Annotated in this window: 14 protein-coding genes and 2 tRNA genes; 2 read left to right on the top strand and 14 right to left on the bottom strand. The window is 45.8% G+C overall.

The annotated features are described in order from the left end of the window. Positions 1-51: 51 nt before the first annotated feature. Both ubiU and VHA02S_RS00485 read left to right on the top strand, forming a co-directional pair. A complete protein-coding gene (gene ubiU, locus VHA02S_RS00490; protein ID WP_005431919.1) occupies positions 52-1065 on the top strand; it encodes a ubiquinone anaerobic biosynthesis protein UbiU in 1014 nt (337 codons plus the stop codon). A gap of 20 nt (positions 1066-1085) precedes the next feature. Beyond that, on the top strand, positions 1086-1964 hold the full coding sequence (locus VHA02S_RS00485) for a U32 family peptidase (protein ID WP_005449138.1): 879 nt from the start codon (positions 1086-1088) through the stop codon (positions 1962-1964). Between the two features lie 70 nt (positions 1965-2034). Here VHA02S_RS00485 and vmrA read toward each other — a convergent pair whose 3' ends face one another. The 14 genes from vmrA to glmM form a co-directional block, all read right to left on the bottom strand. Continuing rightward, positions 2035-3381, bottom strand: coding sequence for a sodium-coupled multidrug efflux MATE transporter VmrA (gene vmrA, locus VHA02S_RS00480; RefSeq protein WP_009698720.1), 1347 nt, complete (start codon positions 3379-3381; stop codon positions 2035-2037). A gap of 57 nt (positions 3382-3438) precedes the next feature. Further along, complete coding sequence (locus VHA02S_RS00475; RefSeq protein WP_038898001.1) at positions 3439-3852, bottom strand: MarR family winged helix-turn-helix transcriptional regulator; 414 nt, start codon at positions 3850-3852, stop codon at positions 3439-3441. Between the two features lie 97 nt (positions 3853-3949). Beyond that, a complete protein-coding gene (gene nlpI / locus VHA02S_RS00470) occupies positions 3950-4873 on the bottom strand; it encodes a lipoprotein NlpI (RefSeq protein ID WP_005449143.1) in 924 nt (307 codons plus the stop codon). A gap of 183 nt (positions 4874-5056) precedes the next feature. Beyond that, positions 5057-7189, bottom strand: coding sequence for a polyribonucleotide nucleotidyltransferase (gene pnp / locus VHA02S_RS00465; protein ID WP_005449145.1), 2133 nt, complete (start codon positions 7187-7189; stop codon positions 5057-5059). Between the two features lie 313 nt (positions 7190-7502). Beyond that, positions 7503-7772: a 30S ribosomal protein S15 gene (rpsO, locus tag VHA02S_RS00460; protein ID WP_005449146.1), complete on the bottom strand. Its 270-nt coding sequence runs from the start codon at positions 7770-7772 to the stop codon at positions 7503-7505. Between the two features lie 149 nt (positions 7773-7921). Next, positions 7922-8866, bottom strand: a complete 945-nt coding sequence (gene truB, locus VHA02S_RS00455; RefSeq protein WP_038898000.1) for a tRNA pseudouridine(55) synthase TruB — start codon at positions 8864-8866, stop codon at positions 7922-7924. Next, positions 8866-9273: a 30S ribosome-binding factor RbfA gene (gene rbfA / locus VHA02S_RS00450; RefSeq protein WP_005449148.1), complete on the bottom strand. Its 408-nt coding sequence runs from the start codon at positions 9271-9273 to the stop codon at positions 8866-8868. The genes truB and rbfA overlap by 1 nt, the downstream gene beginning before the upstream one ends. 109 nt (positions 9274-9382) lie before the next feature. After that, the gene (gene infB / locus VHA02S_RS00445) at positions 9383-12070 is read right to left on the bottom strand and encodes a translation initiation factor IF-2 (protein ID WP_005449149.1); all 2688 of its coding nucleotides are present in this window, start codon (positions 12068-12070) and stop codon (positions 9383-9385) included. A gap of 21 nt (positions 12071-12091) precedes the next feature. Then, complete coding sequence (nusA, locus tag VHA02S_RS00440) at positions 12092-13579, bottom strand: transcription termination factor NusA (RefSeq protein ID WP_005449151.1); 1488 nt, start codon at positions 13577-13579, stop codon at positions 12092-12094. Between the two features lie 36 nt (positions 13580-13615). Beyond that, positions 13616-14071 (bottom strand): ribosome maturation factor RimP, encoded by a 456-nt coding sequence (gene rimP, locus VHA02S_RS00435; protein ID WP_005449153.1) that lies wholly within the window; start codon positions 14069-14071, stop codon positions 13616-13618. A gap of 231 nt (positions 14072-14302) precedes the next feature. Continuing rightward, positions 14303-14379 (bottom strand) — tRNA-Met (locus VHA02S_RS00430). Positions 14380-14435: 56 nt separating this feature from the next. Beyond that, positions 14436-14519 (bottom strand) — tRNA-Leu (locus VHA02S_RS00425). 18 nt (positions 14520-14537) lie between these two features. Beyond that, a complete protein-coding gene (gene secG / locus VHA02S_RS00420; protein ID WP_005449155.1) occupies positions 14538-14876 on the bottom strand; it encodes a preprotein translocase subunit SecG in 339 nt (112 codons plus the stop codon). Between the two features lie 225 nt (positions 14877-15101). Beyond that, a complete protein-coding gene (gene glmM, locus VHA02S_RS00415) occupies positions 15102-16442 on the bottom strand; it encodes a phosphoglucosamine mutase (RefSeq protein ID WP_005449157.1) in 1341 nt (446 codons plus the stop codon). Positions 16443-16460: the final 18 nt, after the last annotated feature.

Below are 16460 nucleotides of genomic sequence, written 5' to 3'. Positions count from 1 at the left end.
TAATTCTTCATAAAATGCGGGCACCTTTTTATTCTCTATGATTGTGAGCATATGGAACTCTTGTGTCCTGCGGGTAACCTGCCTGCGTTAAAAACTGCGATTGATTGCGGTGCAGATGCCGTATACATCGGCTTTAAAGACGATACCAACGCGCGTCACTTTGCTGGTCTGAACTTCAACGGCAAGAAGCTAGAAAAAGCGGTGCAATACGTTCATGACCGCAACAAAAAGATCCACGTTGCACTCAACACCTTTGCCCATCCAAATGGTTTCGAACGTTGGACAAATGCGGTCGACAATGCCGCAGCATTGGGTGTGGACGCGCTTATCGTGGCTGACATTGCGGTACTTGAGTACGCTGCTCGCAAATACCCAGAACTCGAACTGCACCTTTCTGTGCAAGCATCAGCGACCAACGTTGCAGCGGTAGATTTCTACAAGCAAAACTTCAACGTAAAACGTGTTGTACTGCCTCGCGTATTGTCTATCCATCAGGTAAAACAGCTTTCTCGCAACATCACCAGCGATGTCGAGCTGGAAGTCTTTGCTTTTGGTAGCCTATGCATCATGTCAGAAGGTCGTTGCTACCTGTCTTCATACATGACTGGCGAATCACCAAACACCGTTGGTGCGTGCTCTCCGGCGAAATACGTTCGCTGGCAAGAAACAGAAAACGGTCTAGAGTCTCGTCTTAACGATATTCTGATCGATCGCTACAGCGCAGGTGAAAACGCAGGCTACCCAACTTTGTGTAAAGGCCGTTTTGAAGCTGAAATTGAAGGCGAGAAAAAACGCTACCATGCACTGGAAGAGCCAACCAGTTTGAACACCCTTTCTATGTTGCCTGAGCTGTTTGCGGCAAATGTGGCTTCCGTAAAAATTGAAGGTCGCCAACGTAGCCCTGCTTACGTAGAACAAGTAACGCGCACGTGGCGTGCAGCGATTGATCGTTACCAAGCAAATCCAGAGGCTTACCAAGTTGAAGCGGCTTGGGATGCAGCGTTGGCAAACGTGTCTGAAGGTACGCAAACCACTCTTGGTGCTTACCACCGTAAATGGCAGTAGAGGTTAAGATGGATAACTCAATGAAATACGCGCTTGGTCCACTGTTGTACTTCTGGCCAAAGCAAGACGTTGAAGCGTTTTATGAACAAGCAAAATCAAGCTCTGCGGACATCATCTACCTTGGTGAAACCGTATGTTCGAAACGTCGTGAAATGAAGCCTGCACATTGGTTCGATATCGCGAAAGAACTCTCTGCATCTGGCAAACAAGTCGTGCTATCAACGATGGCACTATTAGAAGCGCCAAGTGAAGTGAACATCATGAAGAAGTACATCGACAACGGTGACTTCGCGATTGAAGCCAACGACGTGTCCGCGGTTCAACTGGCTTCTGAGCATAAAGTGCCTTTCGTCGTTGGCCCTGCGGTTAATACTTACAACGCTCACACGCTTAACTTGTTCCTAAAACAAGGTATGATCCGCTGGTGCATGCCAGTAGAACTATCGCGCGAATGGCTCAGCAACACTCTGGTTCAATGTGATGAACTTGGTATTCGTAATAAGTTTGAAGTAGAAGTCTTCAGCCATGGTTATCTGCCTCTGGCTTACTCGGCGCGCTGCTTTACAGCTCGTGCAGAAAACAAAGCCAAAGATGACTGCGAAACCTGCTGTATTAAGTACCCAACGGGCATTAAAGTAAGCAGCCAAGAAGGTCAGGAAGTATTTAACCTAAACGGCATCCAAACTCAGTCTGGTTACTGCTACAACCTGATCAACGATCTGCCAAGCATGGAAGGTCTGGTTGACGTGGTACGTTTGAGCCCACTTGGTCTTAGCACCTTCTCTGAACTGGATCAGTTCCGTTCCAATGAGAAAGGTACTAACCCAGGCAAGATCCAAGACCGCCAATGTAACGGTTATTGGCATCAGCTTGCGGGTCTGGAAGTGAAGAACATCTAACTCTTTCTCACGGGCTTCAAAGCAATAAAAAAGCGAGGTTATAACCTCGCTTTTTTATTTTTATTCGTCGTTAAGACGCTTGAATACTTGGCTCTACAGAGCTCTCGTTCATTAGCTTCTTTATATCGCGCCACAGCATTGTCATCACCACTAAGCTCAAAGCTATGTTAGACAATGGGAACGCAATCCAGATACCAGTAACACCGAATAGCTTTGGCATAATGAATAAGAACGGCAATTGAATCACCATATTACCAATGGTCACGAACATCGCTTTGCTGCCTTTGTTCACCGATTGGTAGTACGCTGCGGCAACCACCAAGAAGCCATCTAAGAACAGCGCAAACATATGGAGACGAATCCCCACTACCGTCGCATCAATAAGATGTTGGTCGGCGTTGTTAAACACGGACACAAACTCGTATGGGAAAATGTTCATCAGAATAACAAACGCAACCCCACCTAGCACCGAAGTCCCCATTGCAACCTTCAACAGCTTACGAATATTGTCTTGATTACGCGCACCATGGTTGTAGCTCACTAGAGGTTGCATACCATTGGCAATGCCTTCCGCAATCAAATAGTAAACCGTCACTATGTAGCCCAAGATAGCGTAAGCGCCAATAAGCAATGCACTGCCGTATTGGGCAAATAGCGCATTGTGCAGTGCCACCATCATTGAGCCATAGGCATACATAAAGAAGCTCGATGTGCCGATCATGACAATCTTAGGGATGACATCAAACTGCATTTTCAGATCGCCAGTCGACAGGCGCATCTTCGCTCTTGCAGTAAAGAAGTAACCAACACCAAGAATCGTCACCACCATCTGCGCTAACGCAGTTGCGATTGCCGCTCCTTTAAGCTCCCAGCCAAGCCAAGCGATAAAGATATAATCGAGCACGATATTGATGACAGCACCAATCACCATCAAAATGGTGGCTAAGTTCGGGCTATCGTCATTGCGCAGCAAGAACGGCACCGCAATTGACCCAAGCGAGAACACACACGCGACGCTTAAGATGTGCAGATACTGCAAACCAAGCTCATAAACACGACCTTCCGCGCCTTGCCAGCGAATAAAATCATCGGCGAAGAAGAACAATGTTGTTGCAACAACTGGCATCAAAGCAACTAAAAGCAATAAACCAGTAGAAAGGATGCGTTTCGCGCCCTCACGGTCTTTTTCCCCCTGCTTGATAGAGGCTAGAGCGCCCGTACCCACGCCCACCATCATACCGATACCGAGTATCGAGCCAATGATCGGCCACGCAACGTTGATCCCCGCTAATCCATCAGCACCTACATAACGACCAATAAAGATACCATCAACGACTTGGTATAAACCGTTGACCAGCATGGCTGCGACGGTCGGAATTGTGTATTTCCAAAACTGTTTATAAATAGAGTTTTGCATGACTACCACCAATAGTTAGCAAGGCTAACTAAATAGATAAAAGAATAAAAAATAGGTTTAGTTTCCGAGCGCTTTATCTAATAGCACTTTCAATTGCTGTGCTTCTTTCGCATCCAACTTACACATAAGCTGCTGTGAAATGTCTTTATATACCACCTGTTCCAATGACATTTCTTCGATCACTTCTTCTGTTAGCAGCACGCGCTTAGAACGAGCATCTTCATTACAAGCAATACGCTTCACCAAGCCCTTTCTCTCCAAACGAACCACCATGTTTGAAGCCGAAGGCTTGGTAACTTGAAGCTCTTCCGCCAAGTCAGTAATGCGTATACCTTCTGGATGAAGCTGGATCACTCGCAAGTAATCAAACTCATTAAAGCTCAGATGCGAAAGCGGATCTTCTTTGGCATACACTCGCCACGCCTTTGCACAAAAGCGTTCTAAATCGATCAGGCTTTTTTCTAATGCCATTACGTTCCGCCTATTTAGTTAGCAAGGCTAACTATTTTAGAGAAGCTCACCAAATTCTTCAAGCACAAAAAAGCCGCTCTAGTTGAGCGGCTAATGGCTATTTTTCTTCTTGCTTCTGTTGCTCAGCTTTGAGCTTAGCAAGTTGTTCTTGCTGCAACTGATCGTAGATTTGCGCCAGTTCCAAGAAGGAGTAACGGTGCTCTACGTATTCATAAACGTTGAAAGAGATTGCTAGCTTGTACAATGAAATCGCATCAGCAATATCACCTTCTAGTTGGTAACGCTTACCAAGGTAGAAGTAAGTTTCTGTTAGACGCTCAGCAAGACGGTAGTTTTCACGCGTACCATCCATGATGGCTTTTAACGCTGCGTCATCAGATACATCACGCAACATGATGGCAACTAGAACCCAGCCCCACTCTTCACTGCGATCGCGTTGGTAACGCTTTTCTAGGTTCGCTTTCGCTTGCTCTGGATTTTGTTCTGCTTCGATGATGTACAACCATAACGCGCGGAATGGGTCGCTCGGCATTTCTTGGTAATGCTTGGTCATGTCTTCTAAAGCCAGATCGATACGACCACCATAGTAAAGCGCAATCGCGCGGTTACGCTCTGCGTATGAATTCTCTGGTGCAAGCTCTAATGTCGAATCAAATGCTTCGTAAGCCGCATCAAACTCACCAACTTGAGTGAAATACACCCCTAGTAGGTTAAAGATATCTGGTTGAGCAGGGTTAAGTTGCAAAGACTGATTAAAATCCAAACGGGCAAGATCACGCAAACCAACGCTGTCGTAGTAGTTACCGCGCTCGTAATGCATCTTAGCGCGAACTTCGTCACTCAAATCTGGACGTTGTAATAACTGAGAAAGACGAGCAATCTGGACTTCTTGTTGCACGCTTGGTTGTAGCGGTACCGCCATCGGAGGATAGATCCACTTTTGTGCCGATTGTTGAGAGGTGTTAGCACAACCGGTCAGCGCGATAGCGACACATAAACTTGCGGTTTGAAACCATTTCACTAATTGGTACTCCTGTTTGGACCGCTCTGGGTCTGTTTCTCTTTATGCACTATAGGATATTTAACTTCGCTTGAGGCTAAACTTGACGAAACAGGCCAAAAAAAAGGGGAGCGAAAATGCTCCCCTTTTATAGCATGCTTTCAGGCTCTTAAGCTAATAAAAGACCAAAAGTCGAATCTTAGATTACTCGCCTTTAGCTTCAGATGCGTCAGACGCTTCTTCTGCTGGCTTCTCTACTGCTTCTTTCATGCTTAGACGTACGCGACCTTGACGGTCGATTTCAAGAACTTTAACTTGAACTTCTTGACCTTCAGTTAGGTAGTCAGACACTTTCTCAACGCGTTTTTCAGCGATTTGAGAGATGTGTACTAGACCATCTTTACCAGGAAGAACCGTTACGAATGCACCAAAGTCAGCTAGACGTGCAACTTTACCAGTGTAGATACGGCCTACTTCAACTTCAGCAGTGATCTCTTCGATGCGGCGGATAGCTTCTTTCGCTGCTGCACCTTCAGTTGCAGCAATCTTGATCGTACCGTCGTCTTCGATTTCGATAGTAGTACCAGTCTCTTCAGTTAGAGCACGGATAACTGCACCACCTTTACCGATAACGTCTTTGATCTTCTCTGCGCTGATCTTCATTGTGTGAATGCGAGGAGCGAATTCAGAGATGTCTTCACGAGCACCAGAGATAGCTTCATCCATTACAGATAGGATGTGCTTACGTGCGCCTTGAGCTTGGTTAAGCGCAATTTGCATGATCTCTTTAGTGATACCTTCGATCTTGATGTCCATTTGAAGTGCAGTGATACCAGTGTTAGTACCCGCTACTTTAAAGTCCATGTCACCTAGGTGGTCTTCGTCACCAAGGATGTCTGAAAGAACAACGAAGTCGTCGCCTTCTTTAACAAGACCCATTGCGATACCCGCAACAGAAGACTTGATTGGCACACCTGCATCCATAAGAGCAAGAGAAGTACCACATACAGAAGCCATTGATGATGAACCGTTAGATTCAGTGATTTCCGATACAACACGTACTGTGTATGGGAACTCATCAACAGAAGGCATTACTGCTGCGATACCGCGTTTAGCCAGTTTACCGTGACCGATTTCACGACGCTTAGGAGAACCTACAAAACCAGTTTCGCCTACACAGTACGGAGGGAAGTTGTAGTGTAGTAGGAAGTGATCTTTACGCTCACCCGTTAGTTCGTCGATGATTTGAGCATCACGCTGCGTGCCTAGAGTCGCAGTTACTAGCGCCTGAGTTTCACCACGAGTAAATAGTGAAGAACCGTGTGTACGTGGAAGAACACCAGTACGTACGTCTAGCGCACGAACCATGTCTTTTTCACGACCATCAATACGTGGGTTACCAGCGATGATGCTACGACGTACAACTGTCTTCTCTAGATCGTGGAAGATAGTGTGGATTTCTTTTGTGTTTGCTTCTGGATCTTCAGCAAGAAGAACTTCGTTAACTTCACCAGCAATCTCGTGGATGCGGTCGTAACGAGCCATTTTCTCAGTGATTTGGTAAGCTTCAACCAGTTTAGCTTCAGCAAGTTCAGCAATCTTAGTTACAAGCGCTGTGTTTTCTTCTGGTGCAACCCAATCCCAAGCAGGAGTAGCGACTTCAGCTTTGAATTCGTTGATTGCTTTGATTACCGCTTGTTGTTGATCGTGACCGAATACAACAGCAGATAGCATTTCTTCTTCAGTTAGGTTGTCAGCTTCTGATTCAACCATTAGTACTGCAGATTCAGTACCCGCAACAACTAGGTCTAGCTTAGATGCTTCTAGCTCAGTGTTGCTTGGGTTAAGTACTAGCTGACCGTCGATGTGACCAACACGTGCAGCACCGATAGGACCGTTGAACGGGATACCAGAGATAGCTAGCGCAGCAGACGTACCAATCATCGTTGGAATGTCTGGTTGAACGTCTGGGTTCACAGATACTACTGTCGCGATAACTTGAACTTCGTTTTTGAATGCATCTGGGAATAGAGGACGGATTGGACGGTCGATTAGACGAGCCGTTAGCGTTTCGCCTTCAGAAGGACGACCTTCACGCTTGAAGAAACCACCAGGGATTTTACCTGCTGCGTAAGTACGCTCTTGGTAGTTAACTGTTAGAGGGAAGAAGTCTTGACCTTCAACCGCTTCTTTTTTACCAACTACAGAAACGAATACTGCTGTATCGTCCATAGTAACCATTACTGCAGCCGTAGCTTGACGTGCGATAACGCCAGTTTCTAGAGTAACTGTGTGGTTACCGTACTGGAACGTTTTAACAACTGGTTTTTCGAACATTGTTATTCCTTGTTTCCAAGCGCATCGATTGATTTGCTTAGAGAGTATTGATTGATACCCAAGGCATTACGAATCGCGACTAGTAAAAACAAACTAACTTAGTATTCAGTTCACTTTTAATAGTCGCGACCTTTTGGTCGACGAGGTTGACTGTAATGCAATGAGCTTAGTGAAAATCTCTAAACGAGATTAAGCCGCGTGTAGTATAACGGCATAAGTCTGATTTGGCTAAGCTATAGCAGTCAAAATAAGTAACAGGCAACAAAAAAGGGGCATAAAGCCCCTTTTAGACAAACTGCTATGCAGTCGCTTATTAGCGACGTAGGCCTAGACGCTTGATTAGGTCTTGGTAGCGAGCTAGATCTTTACCTTTTAGGTAATCTAGAAGCTTACGACGACGAGAAACCATACGTAGAAGACCACGACGGCTGTGGTGATCGCCTTTGTGTGCTTTGAAGTGACCTTGTAGGTGGTTGATAGAAGCTGTAAGTAGAGCTACTTGAACTTCTGGTGAACCAGTGTCGCCTTCGCCTTGTGCGTATTCTGCAACGATTGCTGCTTTAGTTTCTGCATTCAGAGACATAATTCTCTCCTAATAAGAGTAGGTTAATATTTGTGCCAGCCAATCTCTGATTCAGCCGACACGAGGAGCGCGAATTATAAGGAAGTTTCCTCACTCGCGCAATATAAAAATACCGGCAATGATGCCGGTATTTTTTAAGCTTTGCGAAGTTACTCTTCGTCGCGGAAAACCACTAAACGTTTTGGTGCTACTTTTCCATCGTCGTTAACTTCTGCTACACCGATAAACAGCTTCTCTTCACCAGAAGTCATACGAATTGGCGTACCCTCTGGCGCACCAAACACCTGCACGGGCATACCGTGTTGTACTAGGTTAGTCAGCTCTGCGTTTAGGTTTACCTCGGGTAAATCTTCAACGGCAGTGTCCATTGGCAGTAGCAGTGGATCAAGCAACTCTTTTGGTGCCACTTCATCACGATGCGCTTGCTCAAGCAGCTCATTAAGTTGCTCTAGCGTCACCATTTTTTCGTACGGGTATTTAGCAACACCAGTACGACGAAGCATAGTCACGTGTGCGCCACAACCAAGCATCTCACCTAGGTCATCAACAATTGTACGGATGTAAGTACCTTTTGAGCAGTGCACTTCCATCTCAACTTCATCACCTTCAAAACGGTGAAGTACGATTTCATATACCGTGATCTTGCGAGATTCACGTGGTACTTCAATGCCTTTGCGAGCGTACTCGTACAACGGCTTGCCTTGGTATTTCAATGCTGAGAACATTGAAGGTACTTGGTCTGATTCACCACGGAACGTATCAATGCACGCTTCTAGCTTCTCCAGATTCACATCAATAGGACGTGTCTCTACCACTTCGCCATCAGAGTCAGACGTATCAGTGCGCTCACCCAGTTTTGCGATTACACGGTAGCGCTTGTCTGAATCCAACAAGAACTGAGAAAACTTGGTTGCTTCGCCTAAGCAGATTGGCAACATGCCCGTCGCTAATGGGTCCAATGCACCCGTATGACCCGCTTTCTCAGCAAAGTAGATACGCTTTACTTTTTGCAGTGCATCATTTGAAGAAATACCTGTTGGTTTATCCAACAAGATAACGCCATTAATTGGACGACCTTTACGACGACGAGCCATTACTCTTCCCCTGCCTGATCTTCTTCGCGACCAGAATCTTGTTGTTTGCGTTTATCTTCGCTCACAACTTCAGAAACTAGGTTCGACATGCGCATACCTTCTACTAGCGTGTTATCGTAGTAGAAACGGATTTCAGGCGTTAGACGTAGGCGAATACGCTTACCTAGCATCATTCGGATGTGCACTTCGTGCTCACGTAGCGCTGCTAGGCATGATTCTGGCGTCTGCTCACCCACGCATAGGAAAGTAACGAATACTTTTGCGTAAGCAAGATCTCGTGATACTTCTACATCTGAAATCGTAACCATGCCTAGGCGAGAGTCACGAACTTCGCGTTGAAGGATCATCGCTAGTTCTTTTTGCAGCTGCTGTGATACGCGCTGCGTGCGGCTAAATTCTTTTGACATATTCATTCTCTTAGATAGAAAGAATGGGGGGATGGTCAAGCCAGCCCCCCATGGTGTATTCAACAACCAATTACTATTTGTCTTTCAGACGGTTAGTAATTTTAGTCAATTAGTCTAGAGTACGTTTTACTTCAACGATTTCGAATACTTCGATCTGGTCGCCCACGCGAACGTCGTTGTAGTTCTTAACGCCGATACCACACTCGTAGCCATTCTTAACTTCTTGAACGTCATCTTTAAAGCGACGAAGTGATTCTAGCTCACCTTCGTAGATAACAACGTTGTCGCGTAGAACGCGGATTGGGTTGTTACGCTTAATTAGACCTTCAGTAACCATACAACCAGCGATTGCGCCCAGTTTCGGTGACTTAAATACGTCACGTACTTCAGCAAGACCAATGATTTCTTGCTTGAATTCTGGAGCAAGCATACCGCCCATTGCTTGTTTAACTTCGTCAATCAATTGGTAAATGATTGAGTAGTAACGTAGATCAACGCTTGCTGCTTCAATCGCACGACGAGCAGATGCGTCAGCACGTACGTTAAAGCCAAGGATGATTGCGTTAGAAGCTTCTGCAAGAACTGCATCAGTTTCTGTAATACCACCAACACCAGAACCAACGATGTTTACTTTCACTTCGTCAGTAGACAGTTTCAGTAGTGAGTCAGCAATCGCTTCCACAGAACCTTGTACGTCTGCTTTAAGAACTACGTTTAGCTCAGCAACTTCACCAGCAGTCATGTTAGAGAACATGTTCTCTAGTTTAGATTTCTGCTGACGAGCAAGTTTCACTTCACGGAACTTACCAGCACGGTAGTTCGCTACTTCACGTGCTTTACGCTCGTCACGTACTACTGTTGCTTCGTCACCTGAAGATGGTACGCCTGAAAGACCTAGGATCTCTACAGGGATAGATGGACCAGCTTCTGTGATTTCTTTACCTAGTTCGTCACGCATTGCACGAACACGGCCGTATTCTTGACCACAAAGAACGATGTCGCCTTTGTTTAGCGTACCTGATTGAACAAGTACTGTTGCTACTGGACCACGACCTTTATCTAGACGAGATTCAACAACAACACCAGACGCCATGCCTTCTGCTACAGCTGTAAGCTCTAGAACTTCAGACTGAAGAAGGATTGCTTCTAGAAGACCGTCGATATTTGTACCCTGTTTAGCAGAGATGTGAACGAACATGTTCTCACCACCCCATTCCTCAGGGATTACGTCGTATTGAGCTAGCTCATTCTTAACGTTGTCTGGGTTCGCGTCTTCTTTATCGATCTTGTTCACAGCAACAATCAAAGGAACGCCTGCCGCTTTCGCGTGCTGGATCGCTTCAACTGTTTGTGGCATTACACCATCGTCTGCTGCTACTACAAGAACAACGATATCTGTCGCTTGAGCACCACGAGCACGCATAGCGGTAAACGCCGCGTGTCCAGGAGTATCAAGGAACGTGATCATGCCGTTATCAGTTTCAACGTGGTAAGCACCGATGTGCTGCGTGATACCGCCCGCTTCGCCTGAAGCAACGTGAGTACGACGGATGTAGTCAAGTGTTGACGTTTTACCGTGGTCAACGTGACCCATGATTGTTACAACTGGAGCACGAGGTACTGCTTCTGCGTTTGTATCACGATCAGATAGTACTGCTTCTTCCAGTTCGTTCTCTTTACGAAGAACTACCTTGTGACCCATTTCTTCAGCAACAAGTTGTGCTGTTTCTTGGTCGATCACTTGGTTGATAGTCGCCATAGCGCCCATCTTCATCATTACTTTGATAACTTCTGTCGCTTTAACCGACATCTTGTTAGCAAGTTCAGAAAGAACGATTGTCTCACCAATTACTACATCTTGTTTCGCTACAGTCGCAGACTTGTCGAAACCGTGTTGCATAGAAGTTGGTTTAGCAAGTTTGCCTTTGTTACGACCCTTGCCACCACGTTGGTTACGACCACCACGTGATTGTTCTTCTTTGCCAGCTGGTTTCTTCTTCTTACGACGTGCACCGCCTTCTTGTTGACGGTCAGCTGCATCTTCAGCTTCACGTGCGTAACGAGAAGTAGTTACGTGGTAGTCAGAGTTCTCTAGCTCTTTCTTCTTAGTCTCTTCTTCAGACCAACGAGCTTCGTTCTCTTCTGCAAGCTTACGAGCTTCTTCAACGAGTTTTGCAGCTTCTTGCTCTGCTTTACGTTGAGCTTCTTGTTCCTGACGTGCTTTTAGCTCATCAGCTTCTTTCTTAGCTTGCGCATTAGCATCCGCATTTTTTGCATTCATTTCTTTCTTAGCCTTATCAGCTTGTGCGCGTTTTGCCTTTTCTTCAGCTTCACGTTTTGCATCCGCTTCACGTTTCGCTTTCTCATCGGCTTCGCGCTGTGCTTTCTCTGCAGCTTCACGTTTGGCTTGTTCTTCAGCCTCACGCTTCGCAAGCTCTTCAGCTTCACGTTTTGCTGCTTCCTCAGCCTCACGTTTTGCGTCGTCTTCGATAGTGCTGCGCTTCACATATGTGCGCTTCTTACGCACTTCTACTTGAACATCCTTACTTTTGCCGCCACCTGCTGCAACACTTAGCGTGCTACGAGTCTTACGTTGAAGCGTCAGTCTAGTAGGTTCAGATTCGCCCGACTTATCGCCGTGCTCTTTCTTCAGGTGAGAGAGAAGCTTCTGCTTCTCCTCATCCGATACATGGTCAGAACTCGCTTTGTTCATGCCAGCGTCAGCAAGTTGTTCCATTAAGCGGTCGACTGGAGTACCAATCTCTTCACTCAGAGCTTTAACTGTTAATTGTGTCATGCCGCTTCCTCCTTGCTGATATTATGCTTCTTCGCCGAACCAACAGATGTTACGTGCAGCCATGATAAGCTCGCCTGCACGCTCTTCTGTCAGGCCTTCAATACCTTCTAAATCGTCGATACCTTGGTCAGCTAGGTCTTCTAGTGTTGCCACGCCTTTAGCTGCCAGTTTAAACGCCATTTCGCGCTCTAGACCTTCAAGACCTAGCAGATCTTCAGCAGGCTCTAGACCTTCGAATGACTCTTCTTGTGCTAGAGCGATTGTCGTTAGTGCGTCTTTCGCACGGCTACGAAGCTCTTCTACAAGCTCTTCGTTCAGACCATCAACTTCTAGTAGTTCGTTAACAGGAACGTACGCAACTTCTTCTAGTGTTGAGAAACCTTCTTCAACAAGCAATTGAGCGAAGTCTTCTTCAATGTCTAGGTACTTCATGAAGTTTTCGATAGACGCTTGAGACTCTTCAGCGTGTTTCTTCTGAAGATCTGCCACAGTCATTACGTTCAGTTCCCAACCAGTTAGTTGAGACGCTAGACGTACGTTCTGACCGTTACGACCGATAGCTTGCGCTAGGTTGTCCGCTTCAACAGCGATGTCCATTGAGTGAGCATCTTCATCAACGATGATAGAAGCAACGTCAGCAGGAGCCATTGCGTTGATAACGAATTGAGCTGGGTTATCGTCCCAAAGAACGATATCAATACGCTCACCACCAAGTTCGCCAGATACTGCTTGAACACGAGCACCACGCATACCAACACACGCACCTACAGGGTCGATACGTTTGTCGTTTGTTTTAACAGCGATCTTAGCGCGAGAACCTGGATCACGTGCAGCGCCTTTCAGTTCGATGATTTCTTCAGCGATTTCTGGCACTTCTACGCGGAATAGCTCAGCCAACATTTCTGGCTTAGAGCGAGTGATGAACAGTTGGAAACCACGTGCTTCAGGAGCAACTTTGTACAGAAGACCACGAACACGGTCACCTGGACGGAAGTTTTCACGAGGAAGTTGGTCATCACGTAGGATTACCGCTTCAGCGTTGTTACCTAGATCAAGTACAACTGTATCGCGGTTCACTTTTTTAACAACACCAGTGATCAGATCACCTTCGTTGTCGATGAACTGTTCTACGATTTGTGCACGCTCTGCTTCACGTACTTTTTGTACGATAACTTGCTTAGCAGTTTGAGTCGTAATACGGTCGAATGTAACTGACGGGATATCGTCTTCTACGAAATCACCTAGTTGAATGTCTGCATCTTCGTATTGTGCAGCTTCTAGAGAGATTTCTTTTGTTGGGTTTTCAACGTCTTCTACAACCAACCAACGGCGGAATGTTTCAAACTCACCTGTTTTACGGTCGATAGCTACACGTACATCGATTTCGATTTCGTATTTTTTCTTTGTAGAAGTCGCTAGAGCAATCTCAAGAGCTTCAAAGATACGCTCACGAGGTACCGCTTTTTCGTTCGATACCGCTTCTGCTACCGCTAAAATTTCTTTACTCATTGTATTTAGCCTCTAAGCTTCAAATTTTTTAGGGAACTAAAATTTAGGGATCAGGTTAGCTTTTGAAATGTTACTTAGAGCAAACTCTTCTTGTTGCCCTTCACAAGTAACTGCGATTGTCTCACCATCTACGCTGTGGATAATACCTTTCCACTTACGACGGTTTGCAACAGCCATTTTCAATACGATGCTGACCTCGTGACCAATAAATTGCTCGTAATGTGCTGCTTTGAAAAGTGGTCTTTCTAAGCCTGGAGAAGAAACTTCTAGGCTGTAAGCAACAGAAATTGGATCTTCAACGTCTAGTACTGCGCTAACCTGATGGCTTACTTCTGCACAAGCATCTACGTTGATACCATTTTCATGGTCGATGTAGATGCGTAACGTTGAGTGCGCACCCGCACGAATAAATTCTAATCCAACCAACTCGTAGCCTGATGCCTCTACTGGAGCTTCAAGCATTTCAGTAAGTTGTCTTTCTAAACCAGTCATTTGAACCACTCCAGAAACAAAAAAAGGGCTCAGAGCCCAATCAAAAAACCAAGCAGTATCTGAGTTCATTTACAAAAACTCAGATAACAAAAAACCCCGAAAGTCGGGGTTTTATGCTGCTGGACCCTGATACGTTAAGAATAGCCAAGAAATGCTTTTCTTAACTCACAGTGTGGTTAGCACTGTGCAAACTTGCCAATCGAATCATCCTTTCCAACTGAAAGAAGAGATTGGTTGCGGGGGCCGGATTTGAACCGACGACCTTCGGGTTATGAGCCCGACGAGCTACCAAGCTGCTCCACCCCGCGTCCGACTTGATGAGCATTATACGCTCACACAAGTGATTTACAAGTTTGTAAATTCATGGTGCCGAGAGAGGGACTCGAACCCTCACACCTAAGGCACTAGCACCTCATGCTAGCGTGTCTACCAATTTCACCATCTCGGCTACATAAACCTTTACAGCTTATTGTGGAATCTCATCACCTGCTGGTGCTGGAACTTCACTTGCTGCATCTTTAACTTGTTCTACAACTGGTTGACCTAGTGTTGGGTCTACCCATTGTGACTCAGTCTTGTGCGTAGACATACGACCAAGTAGCAAGCTAACGATAAAAAATACGGTTGCTAAAATAGCAGTTGTTCGGGTTAAGAAATTACCTGAGCCGCTTGCACCAAACACTGTGTTTGAAGCACCTGCACCGAACGAGGCTCCCATATCTGCGCCTTTACCTTGTTGAATCAACACAAGGCCAATCACACCAAGCGCCGCCAACAGGTAAATCACAAGTAGAACTGAAAACATTTTTTTCCACCTATGTTCCAAATTGTTGAGCCAGCGCCGTTCAAAAACAATCGTGTTTATTTATGAACAAGGCTAGCGACCTCCTAACGGGAGGCGGAGCAATACTAGCGAAAGCCAGTAACGCTGACAAGGGAAAATTAGTAAAAAGTCACCACTAACGCATTAAGCGCTCAAAAAAAGGGCAAAAGATGCCCTTTTCTCTCGCAAAACAGGTTAAAGCAATGATTAACAACTTGCTTTTACAGCTTCTGCAATCTTAAGCGCAGAGCTTTGTACAAGTTCAGCATCTTCACCTTCTACCATGACTCGGATTAGAGGCTCTGTACCAGATTTACGTAGTAATACGCGACCTTTGTCACCAAGCTCAGCTTCCACTTCCGCTACTGAGTCTAGTACAACCTGCGCTTCAAGTGGGTTACTTTGACCTGCAAAACGCACGTTTTCTAGTACCTGAGGATAAAGCGTCATGCCTTGTGACAAGTCGTGTAGTGTCATATCACTGCCAACTACAGAAGCAAGAACTTGCAGTGCAGCAACAATTGCATCACCCGTAGTGACTTTGTCTAGTAAGATAACGTGACCTGAGTTTTCAGCGCCAATCTTCCAGCCTTTAGCAAGTAGTTGCTCCATCACGTAACGGTCACCAACTGCGGCACGAACAAATGGGATACCCAGTTGTTTTAGACCATTTTCCATACCTAGGTTGGTCATTAGCGTACCAACAACACCGCCTTTTAGTTCGCCACGACGCAGAGCATCACGAGCGATAATGTAGGCAATTTGGTCGCCGTCAATCTTGTTGCCCAAATGGTCAACCATCATGATGCGGTCGCCATCACCATCGAATGCAAGACCAAGGTGAGCTTGCTCTTCCACAACACGCTTTTGTAGGGCACGAACGTCTGTCGCACCGACTTCTGCATTGATGTTAGTGCCGTTTGGCTCAACACCCATAGCAATCACTTCTGCACCTAACTCTTTGAATACGTTAGGAGCGATGTGGTAAGTCGCACCATGTGCACAGTCAACAACGATCTTAAGGTTTGCTAGGCTAAGTTCTGACGGGAAGGTGCTCTTACAAAATTCAATATAACGACCAGCGGCGTCATTAAGGCGAGTTGCTTTACCAAGTTCAGCAGACTCTACACATTCGATATCTTTATCTAGCTCAGCTTCAATAGCCAGTTCGATGTCATCAGGAAGTTTAGTCCCCTCAGATGAGAAGAACTTAATACCGTTATCGTAGTATGGGTTATGTGACGCTGAAATAACGATACCAGCTTCCGCTCGGAAAGTTTGTGTTAGGTATGCAACTGCTGGCGTTGGCATCGGACCAGTAAAGGTAGCCTTTAGACCTGCAGCAGCAAGACCAGCTTCAAGTGCAGACTCAAGCATGTAACCTGAAATACGGGTATCTTTACCGATGATAACTTTCTTAGTGCCTTGTTTTGCTAGTACACGACCAGCCGCCCAGCCAAGCTTTAGTACAAAGTCCGGAGTAATTGGGTATTGTCCTACTTTCCCGCGTACACCGTCAGTACCAAAATAACGTCTTTTATCAGACATAAAATTTCCTTAATTTTT

Origin of the sequence: Vibrio harveyi NBRC 15634 = ATCC 14126 = KCTC 12724 (assembly GCF_001591145.1) — a bacterium.
GTDB classification, from domain to species: Bacteria; Pseudomonadota; Gammaproteobacteria; order Enterobacterales; family Vibrionaceae; genus Vibrio; species Vibrio harveyi.
Note: the sequence above shows the minus strand (reverse complement) of the source record. Positions and strands in the feature narration are given on the sequence as shown.